We start from the raw sequence: 12,472 nt of genomic DNA on the forward strand, positions 1-12,472 counted from the left end.
GTTCTGTCGATCGCTCTTGCCGGGCCTTTTAACGGTCCTGTTGCGCGCCGTCGAGCGTCTTGCTCGCCCAAACTGCCCCCTTCCCCGATACCGGACCGTTTCCCAAGCGTTTTCCGCCATTCAGGCCGTCCTGCCCGCCACGGCCGAAGGGCTCATTGCCGTCAGGAAAAAACGGCCAAAAAAACCTGCATGGCAGCTGCCCGGCGCCGAAACCTTGCTGCATTGCAAATAATCAATTAAAAGGGCGCTCAGTTATCAAGGGTCTTTGCGCTTGTCACAGGTTATCCGGCGCTGCCCCGAACAAGACTCATCGCAAAGATTGGAGTATTTCTTGACCGCGCGTGCCGAGGCCCTTGCGCCTGTTTCTACCAAACTCACACCGAACCGGATCAAGATCGAATTGCTGGCCGGTCTGACCGTGGCACTGGCACTGGTGCCCGAGGCCGTGGCCTTTGCCTTTGTGGCAGGTGTCAATCCGCTGGTCGGGCTTTATGCCGCCTTTTTCATCGGCTTGATCACCGCCTGCATCGGCGGCCGTCCGGGCATGATTTCCGGCGCGACCGGCGCCCTGGCCGTTGTCATGGTTTCGCTCGTTGCCCAGCACGGGGTCGAATACCTGTTCGCAACCGTCGTGCTGATGGGCATTATCCAGATCGCCGTTGGTCTGCTGAAATGGGGAAAGTTCATCCGCATGGTGCCGCATCCGGTGATGCTGGGCTTTGTAAACGGACTGGCAATCGTGATCTTTCTGGCCCAGCTCGGCCAGTTCAAGGTGGAAGACCCCACCGGCGGTCTGACCTGGATGTCCGGCATGGAGCTTTACCTGATGCTCGGGCTGGTGGCACTGACCATGGCCGTGATCTGGCTGTTGCCCCGCTTCACCACGGCCTTTCCGGCACCGCTTGCCGGCATTCTGGTGGTCTCGGCCATTGCACTCGGCTTCGGTCTCGACACCCGCGCGGTCGGCGACCTCGCCTCGATCGCTGGCGGCCTGCCGGAATTCCACATTCCCATGGTGCCACTCAATCTGGAAACGCTTGAGATCATCCTGCCCTACGCCGTGATCCTTGCCGCCATCGGCCTGATCGAATCGCTTCTGACCCTCAACCTGGTGGCGGACATGACCAACACCAAGGGTGGCGCCTCCAAGGAGTGTCTGGCTCAGGGCACGGCCAACATCGTCACCGGCTTTTTCGGCGGCATGGGTGGCTGTGCCATGATCGGCCAGTCGATGATCAATGTGAAATCGGGCGCCCGTACCCGGATCGCCGGAATCGCGGCTGCCCTGTTCCTTCTGTCCTTCATCCTGTTCGCGTCACCGCTGATCGAACAGATCCCGGTCGCCGCCCTGGTCGGCGTGATGTTCATGGTCGTGATCGGCACCTTTGCGTGGACCAGCCTGAAGATCATGCACAAGGTCCCGATGATCGACGCGGTCGTCATGGTAATCGTCACCGGCGTCACCGTCTATGCCGACCTCGCCGTTGCCGTCGTTGTCGGCGTGATCATTTCCGCGCTTGCCTATGCCTGGAATGCTGCGAGCCGGATCAGCGCCCGGATCGGCACGAGCAAGGAAGGCTGGAAAGTATACCGCCTGTCCGGCCCGTTGTTCTTCGGTTCGGCCACGGGTTTCACGGACCTGTTTGATCCGGTCAATGATCCGGACGATGTCGTTGTCGACTTCATTGACAGCCGTGTGGTCGATCACTCGGGCCTTGAGGTGATCGACGCGCTTGCCTCGAAATACGAGGCTGCGGGCAAGCGTCTGCACCTGCGCCACCTGTCGCCTGACTGTCAGAAGCTGCTGGCAAAGGCCGGTAACCTCGTCGAGGTCTCGGTTCTGGAAGACCCGGATTACGAAGTCGCCGTCGACTACGGTCACACATTCGACAAGCCAGCACCAGCGCGCTGACCCTCAGCCTTCATTGAACCCGAGAAGTACCAGCCCGCAAGGTCTTGACCTTGCGGGCTTTTTTGCGGCTAATACCAACTGCCGGAATTATTGACCCTTTTGATGGAAGCAAGGCACGTGTCGGCTCGGCGCATCGCGCAGTGCGGCCTTTATGGCCGGGAAAGCGGTGTAACGACGCCCGACAGCAGCCCTGCCCCCATCAAAAGGGTCAATAATTCCGGCGGTTGGTATGAATTCCGCTACAGGACGATATCGTATCGCCTCGCCAACTAAGGGGAGCCGTGGGCCCCGTGTCCTTCCGCAAGAAATTCTTCATCACCCCGACGCTGACCACCGTGCTTGGCATCTTTGTGATCCTGACAGCTGGCGTTGTTTTCCTGATTCAGGCGGTCACGTCCCGTGAAGTGGTGCGCGACCTTGGCGGGCAACTGGTCGATGTCGGCATGGAGGGGTTGGAGACCGCGTTCGCCGAACAACTCTACACGGTCACCGAGGCGGTCGAGTACACCACGCTTGCCCTCAACCTCGGCACAATTTCGCTTGATGAACCGATGGCGCTGGAAACCTATCTGTTTGGCGTCCTCGCCCCGATGGAACATGTATCCTTTATTGTCGTGTCGGATGTGGCTGGAAACGGGGTCCAGGTTGACAGGGGCGATGCCGAAGGCTTGCTTCATGCTGAGGTCGTCGAAATCCCGGTCGAGGAACCCTTGCTCAAACCTCTGTTTGACAAGGCAAAATCTCAAAGGAAACCCTTCTGGAGCGATCCGCTCTACCTGCCGGGCCGCAAGCACACTTATTTGAGTTACATACGCCCGATTTACCGCGATGGCGCCTATCAGGGCACGGTCATCATGGCCATGTCGCTTTACCGGATTTCAGAGATCACGGATTTTCTCTCGGACGACGAGTTGACGGTGTTTTTGTTGCGCAAGGGCACCCACGGCGTCGTTGCCCATCCGGACCTTGATGAAAAGTTCGATGAACTAGCGAGCCACAAGGCGCTTCTGGATGTGCGGGAGGTCCCCGATCCGTTTCTGGCAGGGCTTGAGGACCTTGAGCCGGTGCTGACCGAAGCCCATGGCCTCAACAAACGGGAGCGGATCTATTCCGGATACGATGAGACCGGCGAGAAACGCTATCTCATTCTTGAGGAGGAAAACCCGAATTTCTACGGCTTGCCCGTCCGGATCGGGGTTCACTTTCCCGCGGCCTATCTGAACCAGCCAATGCAGGAGCTGATCTTCGCGGCCGTGATCGGAGCCGGCATGCTGCTGGTATCGCTTGCTGGCGCGGGACTTCTCGCGCGGCAGATTGCAAGACCGGTGCAGCGGGCTGCTTCGGCCGCCAAGGAAGTGGCGCGTCTCAATATTGATGCGGTTGGCCCGCTGCCGCACAGCAGCATCCGCGAACTGGACGACTTGGCGAAAGGCTTTAACGCCATGGCGGGCGGTTTGAAGGCCTTTAACCGCTATTTGCCAAAGACCCTTGTGATGAAACTCTTGTCGGAAGGGCGTACCGAAGCCCCGCCGGAAGAACGCGAAGTCGCGGTACTGTTTACCGACATTGCCGGTTTCACTTCCCTATCGGAAGGCATGTCAGCCAGTGAAACCGCCGCCTTCGTCAATCATCACCTGTCGCTGCTGGGCACCCATATCCGCAAGGAGCGCGGCACCATCGACAAATATATCGGCGACAGCATCATGGCGTTCTGGGGCGCGCCGGAAATGCTCGACAATCCGGCAGAACACGCAGCGCAAGCAGCTCTTGGCATGGCCCGCGCCATCCATGAGGACAATCTCAAACGTGCCAAGGACGGCAAGGCCCCCGTGCGTATCCGGATCGGAATTCACCTGGGCCCCCTCGTCGTCGGAGACATCGGCGCGCCAGAGCGTGTGAATTACACCGTGATCGGCGACACGGTGAATGTCGCCTCACGGCTGGAACACATGGGCCGGGAAATAGACGATACGGCAGAGGTCATCATCACGGTTTCAAGCGACGTTGCGGACCGTCTTCGTCCCGACATCGCCCGAAAACCCATCGGTCTGCGCAAGGTCAAGGGCAAGGACACACCCGTGGAGGTGGTCCGGCTGTTGGTTTGACACACTTCCCGAGGACAGCAATCATGAAACGAAAAAAATCTAACTGCTGGACAACATGCTCATCTGCTCAAAACACTATCAACACTATTCTTTTTGACTAAATATTCTCAAAAAAATAGAAACAGCTCGAATTATCACCAATGATAAAGAGCTCACATGACCAACCCGACTACTACGCCCAAAATTATCGCCTTTACGTTGTTGGCAGGATTGCTCGCCGGCTGCCAAACTTCCCAAAATACCAGCACCAGCACTTCTGCTTCATCAGAACCTGCGAAGAAGCCCGCCAGCCTTTGCGAGAAGTACAAAAACGCTGGCGATTACAACACTCCTCAGGGGCGCGCGATGGCAAAAGCAATCTGTACGGGAAACATTGACGACTCGAATTACGTTTACCGCGAACTTGCCCGTCAAAATACATGCAAAACAGAAACCGGGCGCTTGTGCGACGATTGATTGTCGGGGTACGGAGAGTGTTGCTTCATTGCCTCCCGCTCCGTACCCAATCCAACAAATCTCTCGTGACGTTTAGACACAAGATCTGGACCCAAAGCTCAAACCCCATGTTTCTGCACGAGTTAAGAGCCGACGTATTTTGCGAAACTAAGTCCGTTTCAGCATTCCCTCGTCAATCATTTGCTGGAACATGTCCTTGAGTGAAACTTCCATGGGCCGGTAGGTCTGCCCAAGTTCCTGCTTGGCCTTGGAGTTGTCACACTTAAAAGCATGGCCGACATTTTGCGCAATCATCTTGCGGGTCATACCGGTCCCTGCCATCGGGCCGAACGCCCAAACAAACCATTTCGGCAGGACGCGGGTAGGAACCGGATAGGCCACGAAGTTCTTTTTGAGCAGCTTTGACATCTGAAGGAAATCCGTATCGTGCCCGCAGATGATGTTGCGGCCGTTCGCGGCCGGTTCAAACCCGGCAGCGACATGCGCATCGGCAAGATCACGGACATCCACCACACCGACACCCCAATGGGGCACTCCCATCTTCATGGTCCCGTCACCCATCTGCCCGATCAGGTTAAAGCTCTCGGATGTCGGTTTTTCATTCAGCGACGGGCCGATGACAAAGGCCGGATTGATCACAACCAGTTGCCAGCGCTTCTGAGCATCAGCCATCTCCCAGGCTGCCTGTTCTGCAAGCGTTTTCGAATAGGAATAGGGCATGTGCTCCAGCGACGACGACGTGTTCCAGCGGGTCTCGTCGATCTGCTGTCCCGGCAAGGATGCAAGATCGGCATTATCGCCGAAAATCGCCACATAGGAGGATGTCAGCACCACCCGTTTGACAGAACCCGTCCGGTTTACCGAGGCCAATACGTTCTTGGTGCCGTTGACAGCCGGGTCGACCAGCTGGGTCTGCGGGTCTTTCACATCCATCGTGAAAGGTGACGCTGTATGGAACACCACCGCGCATCCCTGCATCGCCGCGTCATAGGACCCCTGTTCCAGAAGATCCGCCCTGAAAAACCGGATCTCCCCGGACGAGCGGTCTGCCAATTCGCTCAGGTGCCGCAACTTGTCGAGACGATCGGGATTGCGCACCGGCGCATGAACCGTGCACCCGGCATCAAGCAAACGCTTGATGATCCAGCCCGCGACATATCCGGTAGCGCCGGTTACCATCACAGGGGCAGATGTGTCGATATCAGTCATGGTAGGGCTCATTTCCTTGAATAATCCGGGCAGCACGTTCACCGGGCGTGAAGCGTTTGCATCCGGGCTCTCCTGACGCGTTCCGGGGGAACAGAACGCCCAGGCGGGCTGATTGGCACAAAAGCAGATCCGGGCGGGCAAACACCGGTTTGCCATCCTGGAAAGCGTAAAATTCCGGGCAGGGAATGTTCGTGGCGAACTGGTCTGAACAGGTCCCGCCCTTGCAACCCGGACACGTTCCTTGATGAAAGTGGCAAGGTCAACAAGTCAGATATCAGGTTCGAGACGACGGATTTCAAAATCCGATCACGCCAACCACCTATCAAAACGCGCCAAATTGCAAAACAGGATTACATCGGGCCTGCGCGCGCTTCTGCCGGGGTCATGCCCGTCCAGACTTGAAAGGCCCGGTAAAAGGAATTCGGTTCGCGATAGGCCAGAAGGTAAGAGATTTCCTCAATGCTCAGGCTGTCCTCAGCCAGATAATGCCGGGCCAGTTCCGCCCGCGTGGCCGCAAGAACCGACTGAAAGGTCTCGCCCTCTTGTTTCAACAGACGCTGCAGCGTCCGCTTTGACAGGGCAAGCCGCCTGCACAAGGCTTCGATAGAGGCTTCGCCACCCGGCAACATGTCGTGCAGGGCTGCTTTCGCGCGGATTGCCGTCGACAGGTCGCCTTCCCGTGCCGCCAATTCGCGGCGCAGGGTCTTCTCGAAATCCGGCCAGACATCAGCGTTTTCAGTAATCAGACGCAATCCGGCATCTTCGGAGGAGAAACTGATCCGGGCCAAAGGGCCCGGCACCGGTTCGAACTGCATGAACTCCCGGTCCACGTCCTCGATCCGGGTCCCTTCCGGGATCCTGATTTCACACGGCACCACTTCGACGCCCGAATAGCTGCGCGCGCTTTCAACAAGACACAGGATCTCGAACCAGACCATGCGGAAAGGTGCCGGAACCGCCGTATCGATCGACACGAGCGAGACATGAAGACCTGATCCGTCTTCCTCGACGGTCATTGTCATTGGCGCCATGAGCGGCTTGAAATCCGCAAGTCTGCGAAATCCGGTACGCAGGTCCGGACTGCAGGAAAACGCGAACATCGCAGGCGTAAACGGCCTGCTCACAAAAGCCTTTGCCAGATAGAGCAATAAACCGGGCCGGGCAGCTTCGGCTTCCATCGCCTCCCACGTTGCATAGACCTGCTCTTGAGTGCCGCCCTTGCCTTCATCCTGCAGGAAGCCCCGGGGCAGTCCGGCCCTGCGGGCGACCCGTTCCGGGTCGACATCAAGCAACATCCCGAATTGCAGCATCGGGCGGGCAAGGGGATAAAAGCGGGAGGGCATGGGCAGGTCCTGTTGTTTCACCGCCCATTATCTGATCACAAGAACAAGTGGCTGCAAGGGACTTCTCTTTCGGCAATGCCTGTTTCAGGCAGCTTTCGGCAACGACCCCATGCCATGCACTTGCGGGACGGCAACCGGATCCAAAGGCCCAGCCCCGGCAAGTTCTCCGGAAAGCCCGGACAAATGTCCGGCCTGCAGGTCCAGTCCGAGGAAGCGGCCCCGGTCAACGGGTCCCGGCATGTCGACGCCATCGAGCAGCCCGGCTGCAAAACCGAAGCGCTGATAGTAAGGCAAGTCGCCCACAAGGATAACAGACCCATGGCCGCAGACAGCCGCCTGATGGAGCGCATGCCGCATCAACCGGCCGCCGACCTTCAAGCCGCGGCATGAAGGATCAACCGCGAGGGGGCCGAGCAGCAGGCTTTCGCCGGAGCCCGCGCCGCAAACCCGCCACAGACGCACCGTTCCGATCAGCCGGTCCGTTTCGTCAAGAACCGCAAAGGCAAAGACCGGCACCCGGCCCTCACGCAGACGATGCGATGTCTTCAGGAACCGGTCCGGACCGAAGCTGAGGTCAAGCAAGGCCTCACGGGCGCCGAAGTGATCCGGCGCCTCGTCGGCGATGGCAATCATGACCGTCCGTCCTCAGATGACGTAGGACGCCAGCGGCGCAAAGCCGTTGAAGCCGACCGAGGAATAGGTGGTGGTATAGGCCCCGCATGCCTCGATCAGGACCTTGTCGCCTATCGACAGGCTGACCGGAAGTTCGTAAGGGGTCTTCTCGTAAAGCACGTCAACACTGTCGCAAGTCGGACCGGCCAGCACGCACGGCGCGGTCGCGTCACCGTCTTTCGGGGTACGGATCGGATAGCGGATCGCCTCATCCATCGTTTCGGCCAGCCCGTGGAACTTGCCGATGTCGAGATAGACCCAGCGCACTTCGTCAGCATCCGATTTTTTCGAGATCAGGACGACTTCCGCCTCGATCAGGCCCGCATTGCCCACCATGCCGCGGCCCGGCTCGATGATGGTCGACGGCAGGCGGTTGCCGAAATGCTTGGTCAGCGCCTGAAAAATCGCAGCGCCATAGGTGGGGACGCCCGGAATGTCCTTCAGGTAGCGGGTCGGGAACCCCCCGCCCATATTGACCATTTTCAGGTCTATCCCGCGAAGCGCCATCTCTTGGAAGACCCCGGCTGCCATGGCGAGAGCGAAATCCCAGGCTTCGAGGTTGGCTTGCTGCGAACCGACATGGAAGGAGACGCCGTAAGCGGCCAGTCCGTTGCGATGGGCGTGTTCGAGCACGTCCGGTGCCATGTCCGGATCACATCCGAACTTGCGGGAGAGGGGCCATTCGGCGCCGGCCCCGTCGCACAGGACGCGGCAGAAGACCCGGCTTCCGGGAGCGACCCGGGCGATCTTGTCGACTTCCTCGACGCAGTCCACGGCAAAGAGCCGGACGCCGTATGCATAAGCTTTTTCAATGTCTCGCTCCTTCTTGATGGTGTTGCCGTAGGAGATGCGGGACGCGTCGGCACCGGTTGCAAGAACCATTTCAATCTCGCCGACCGAGGCGCAGTCGAACGCAGAGCCGAGGCTTTCCAGAAGTGTCAGGATTTCCGGGGCCGGATTGGCCTTGACGGCATAATAGACAGAGGTGTCCGGCAAGGACTTGGCAAACGCAAAGTAGTTGTCGCGGACAATGTCCAGATCGACGACGACACAGGGGCCGTCTTCGTCGCGGCCTCGGAGGAATTCGCGGATACGGTCACTCATGGGGTTGCTCCCCTTTCCAATTTTCTTGCTGCAGCCGCGCCTTCTTGCTGGCTCTCGGCGCACCGCAGTTTCACGTCGCAGGATGCCGCATAACGCGCCGGGCCTCCCCCCGGGTTGGAAACCGGAGGCCGGGTTGCAAGCGGCTACGGTCGGCAATGCAGCGTTCCATCGGAAAATCGCTGCGCAATGCTTTCCCGCGTCGGGAATGCCGTTGATTGGATCGGAAAAACCGAACCGCACGTCGGGCAAGGATGTAACAAGTGCCTCTTCAGTGACGCCGGAGGTTGGAGACCCCGGCAGAGACCAAAAAAGCCCTCTTACGTCGTTGCTTTAAGCCGTACGGACTTGCTGCCCCGCCCCTTGGCGGTTGTTTCTTGACAGCACCCCCTTAAGAGGTTCTTTCATTCGAACCCCATGAACGGCCTCGGGCACGTGCGAATTTGGGCAAGGGGGATATGCGCTTTTTTACCTATGATTTCAAGTGGGAATTTCCAACTATCCCGACAAACGTTCGAGAAGCTCAGCCAGCTTGGGACATCACCGTATCCGCAAAAAATGCCCCGAATTGCATAATTTGCATTTCCGCCCCCTCATTTGCCCTTGAAGACACGCTCGATCTCGTCGTCAACCCGCTCCAGAACTGTTCCCTTCGGCTCGGGTGCATATTTCACGGCAAAGAGCAGCCCGATCAGGCAAAAACCCGTGAACATTATAAAACTGCCTACACCTCCGGCCGCTGCCAACACAACGGGGAAGACCAGCAACAAGATGAAATTCGTCATCCAGAAAACCATGGAGGCGATGCCATACCCTTTGGCGCGGACCGACAGCGGAAACAACTCGGAGGCGTAGATATAGGCCATCGGGCCGATTCCAACTCCAAAGAAGACAATCATCGCAAGCAATCCAACGAGTGCCCCATAGGTCTGAAGCGGCTCGCCGATTGCATAGCTCGCCGCAACAAGGACGCAGCTGGACGCCGCACCGGCAAACCCGGTGATGAACAAGGGGCGGCGCCCAAACCGGTCAACCAGGCTCATCATCACCACAGTCACGGCCACATTGATGACCCCCAGCCCTATCGTGGCCAGAAATTGCGCATTGCTGCCTGAGAAGCCCGCATTCGAGAAAATCGCGGGGGCGTATGTCAGCACCGCATTGATACCGGTCAGCGGGGCCAGCACAAAGGTTGCGATCACGAACAATAGCGCAAAGCGCACCCCGGCAAGCTTGAACACCTGCCACCCTTCAACCCCGGTCTCTTTCTCCTTCTCGGCCTCGGACCCGGCCATAGCCTCATCGATTTCTGCCAACTCATCCTTTGGCGTGATGTTTTCGAGCACGCGGCGTGCGTCTTTTATCTGCCCCTGCATCAACAGCCAGCGCGGCGTTTCAGGAACAAGCAGGACGCCGACGATACAAAGCCCGGCCGGTATCACTCCAATGGCAAACATCGCACGCCAGTCCTGCCCGGGTGAAAACGCAAGACCGGATACAAAGGCAAACAGGATTCCGATGGTGATCATCAACTGGAATGTGCCGACAACCGCACCGCGGTATTTGGCGGGCGCGATTTCCGCCAGATAGATCGGCGCAACAAGCGTCGAGGCTCCGATTGCAAACCCCAACAAGAGCCGGGCCGCCAAGAGCACCGAGGCTTCGGGCGCGGCCGCAGATCCCAACGCACCGAGCGCAAACAGAATCGCACTGATCAAGAGGACCTTGATCCGGCCCATCGTGTCAGCGGTTTTCAGGCCCCAGACCGTCCCGGCAACTGCGGCGAGCGGAACAACACTCACGACCAGTCCCTCCATGAAATTGGACAGAGAAAACTGGGTCGTCAAAAATGGCAGCGCAGACGTCATCACACCCGTATCGAACCCGAACAAAAATCCGAAAAGTGCGGATATGGCCGTAATTTTGATCCGGACAAACAGCTCCATGTTCCTTCTGGCAATTGCCCCGCAGGCGATCCGGATCTGGCGGCCGCTTGCAGCGCCAACACGGTTTGCCGCCCCTCGCAGCCAAGAGAACCAAGGACGGCACTTGCCGTCACTGCCGCCGAACTTTGGCAGGACAGGTCAGGCATCCGCGGCCACGCTTCGCTTGCCCGGTGTCTCCCGGGCAAAGGTAAAAGCAAACACAAAGACTGCCAAGGCCAGAATGGCGGCTGTCAGGAACACGGCCGGAAACAGACCGGTAATCGACAGCATGAGACTGGATACCGTCACTCCGAACGTGCCGCCGAGTATCCTGAATGTGGCATAGGCCCCCATCACTTCGCCGTGCCGGTCCGGGTCGGTCCGGTTGAGGATTAACCGGATCGAGGGCACGAAACACAAGGGCATGCTGGCACTAAACACCACAAGGGCAATCAACATCGGATAGAACCAGCCGAAATGAGCCGATACAGCCACACCAGCCAGACTCGCCCCCGCTCCGGACAGACCGGTCAGAACAGGCAACCGCGAGCCGTAAGTGTCGGTAAACCGGCCGCCAAAAGCCGCACTGAACGGGGCAAGCACAACGGCAGCGGAAGTTGCAAGCCCGCTGTAAAACGGATTGAGATGAAGCACGTCATAAAAATACAGGGCTGCGAAGATCGCCACCGTCAGCTTGCAGAACTGGCCGGTGAAGGCGGTCGCGCCGCCTGCGGCCACGACTGGGTGCGAGAGAAGACGCACATTGATCAGCGGCTTTTCGCTGCGCTTTTCATACCGGAAGAAGAACACCAACACAGCCACGCCGATCAAGATCGCGCCGACCGCATAACACCGGATGGGCCCCTCTCCCGGAGCTTCCATAACTCCAAAGACAAGAAGCGCCAGACCAAGCAACAAGAGCGAGAACTCCCTGAGATCAGGCAGACCTTTTTGGGCCGTTTTGCTTCCGTTCCCTGCAAGCATCAGCAGCGAAAGTGCAGCAATCGCAAAAATCGGGACGTTCAGCCAGAAAATCCAGCGCCAGTTTGCGAACTCGGTCAAGGCACCGCCGATGAGCGGACCCAGTGCCAAGAGCGTTGTGCCCGTGCTGGACATGATGCCCAGCGCCATACCTTGACGATGAAACGGAAAAGCGCTGGCGATTGTGGGGGTAACAACGGGATAGAGCAGCCCGGCGCCCAGTCCCTGAAGGCAACGTGCCACGATGACCATCCAGAGGTCCGGCACCACTCCACCAAGCAAACTCCCGATCAGGAAAAAACCGCCCCCTGTCAACAGCACAAAACGAAGTCCGTAGACGTCACGCAGTTTGCCGCCAAGAGCTGCAAAACATGCAAACACCAGAAGATAGGAGTTGATCACCCATTGGGTTGCAATCGCGGACGCACCAAATTCGGCTTGCATGTGAGGCAATGCCGGCCCGAAAACAGTGTCATCCATCAGAAAAAGCGAGAAGATCGCCGAAGCGGTGATCAGGATCAGCCATTTGCGGGCACAGGCCAGCCTGTCCATTTGCCTTCCTCACAAATACGTCGAGTGCCGAAGCGGAAATTGAAACAAGCGAAAAAGCGGCGGAACCTCTCCGGCCCCACGTCAGACCTTTCCAGACTACAGGCCGGCAGGCGAATGTCGACGGCCGGTTTTCGAATAGCATGACCCCGCACGGCAGACGGTTTGAAACCATGAGCGTCAACGCGCCTAACAGCCTGTTGACGAAGTCGGACCTGG

The 12,472-nt window shown here is 58.5% G+C and carries 9 protein-coding genes; 3 read left to right on the plus strand and 6 right to left on the minus strand.

Features of this window, described 5'->3' with window-relative positions; translation table 11 throughout:
• Positions 1 to 331 precede the first annotated feature (331 nt).
• From E1297_RS18480 to E1297_RS18490, 3 genes are all read left to right on the plus strand, one after another.
• Positions 332 to 1,912, plus strand: a complete 1,581-nt coding sequence (locus tag E1297_RS18480) for a SulP family inorganic anion transporter (protein WP_155140919.1) — start codon at positions 332 to 334, stop codon at positions 1,910 to 1,912.
• A 290-nt stretch (positions 1,913 to 2,202) separates the two neighbouring features.
• The gene (locus E1297_RS18485; RefSeq protein WP_209015847.1) at positions 2,203 to 4,017 is read left to right on the plus strand and encodes an adenylate/guanylate cyclase domain-containing protein; all 1,815 of its coding nucleotides are present in this window, start codon (positions 2,203 to 2,205) and stop codon (positions 4,015 to 4,017) included.
• 156 nt (positions 4,018 to 4,173) lie between these two features.
• Positions 4,174 to 4,473 carry a hypothetical protein gene (locus E1297_RS18490; protein WP_155140922.1) on the plus strand — a complete coding sequence of 100 codons (300 nt, stop codon included), beginning with the start codon at positions 4,174 to 4,176 and terminating at the stop codon, positions 4,471 to 4,473.
• A gap of 147 nt (positions 4,474 to 4,620) precedes the next feature.
• Here the strand turns inward: E1297_RS18490 and E1297_RS18495 are convergent, their stop codons facing one another.
• The 6 genes from E1297_RS18495 to E1297_RS18520 form a co-directional block, all read right to left on the minus strand.
• Complete coding sequence (locus E1297_RS18495) at positions 4,621 to 5,682, minus strand: aldehyde reductase (RefSeq protein ID WP_155140924.1); 1,062 nt, start codon at positions 5,680 to 5,682, stop codon at positions 4,621 to 4,623.
• Between the two features lie 350 nt (positions 5,683 to 6,032).
• The gene (locus E1297_RS18500) at positions 6,033 to 7,025 is read right to left on the minus strand and encodes an AraC family transcriptional regulator (RefSeq protein ID WP_155140926.1); all 993 of its coding nucleotides are present in this window, start codon (positions 7,023 to 7,025) and stop codon (positions 6,033 to 6,035) included.
• 84 nt (positions 7,026 to 7,109) lie between these two features.
• A complete protein-coding gene (locus E1297_RS18505; RefSeq protein WP_155140928.1) occupies positions 7,110 to 7,658 on the minus strand; it encodes a GNAT family N-acetyltransferase in 549 nt (182 codons plus the stop codon).
• Positions 7,659 to 7,670: 12 nt separating this feature from the next.
• Entirely contained in the window at positions 7,671 to 8,801 is a 1,131-nt protein-coding gene (locus E1297_RS18510) for a type III PLP-dependent enzyme (protein WP_155140931.1), read from the minus strand.
• A gap of 590 nt (positions 8,802 to 9,391) precedes the next feature.
• Positions 9,392 to 10,744 (minus strand): sugar porter family MFS transporter, encoded by a 1,353-nt coding sequence (locus tag E1297_RS18515; RefSeq protein ID WP_155140933.1) that lies wholly within the window; start codon positions 10,742 to 10,744, stop codon positions 9,392 to 9,394.
• Between the two features lie 138 nt (positions 10,745 to 10,882).
• Complete coding sequence (locus tag E1297_RS18520) at positions 10,883 to 12,256, minus strand: MFS transporter (protein WP_155140936.1); 1,374 nt, start codon at positions 12,254 to 12,256, stop codon at positions 10,883 to 10,885.
• Positions 12,257 to 12,472 lie beyond the last annotated feature (216 nt).

The sequence above is a fragment of the Roseibium sp. RKSG952 genome, from assembly GCF_009711355.1.

What these genes read in the sequence shown, in the direction of transcription:
- E1297_RS18490 (WP_155140922.1), top strand. Translation starts at nt 4,174, where the DNA reads ATGACCAACCCGACTACTACGCCCAAAATTATCGCCTTTACGTTGTTG.
- E1297_RS18495 (WP_155140924.1), bottom strand. Translation starts at nt 5,682, where the DNA reads ATGACTGATATCGACACATCTGCCCCTGTGATGGTAACCGGCGCTACC.
- E1297_RS18500 (WP_155140926.1), bottom strand. Translation starts at nt 7,025, where the DNA reads ATGCCCTCCCGCTTTTATCCCCTTGCCCGCCCGATGCTGCAATTCGGG.
- E1297_RS18505 (WP_155140928.1), bottom strand. Translation starts at nt 7,658, where the DNA reads ATGATTGCCATCGCCGACGAGGCGCCGGATCACTTCGGCGCCCGTGAG.
- E1297_RS18510 (WP_155140931.1), bottom strand. Translation starts at nt 8,801, where the DNA reads ATGAGTGACCGTATCCGCGAATTCCTCCGAGGCCGCGACGAAGACGGC.
- E1297_RS18515 (WP_155140933.1), bottom strand. Translation starts at nt 10,744, where the DNA reads ATGGAGCTGTTTGTCCGGATCAAAATTACGGCCATATCCGCACTTTTC.
- E1297_RS18520 (WP_155140936.1), bottom strand. Translation starts at nt 12,256, where the DNA reads ATGGACAGGCTGGCCTGTGCCCGCAAATGGCTGATCCTGATCACCGCT.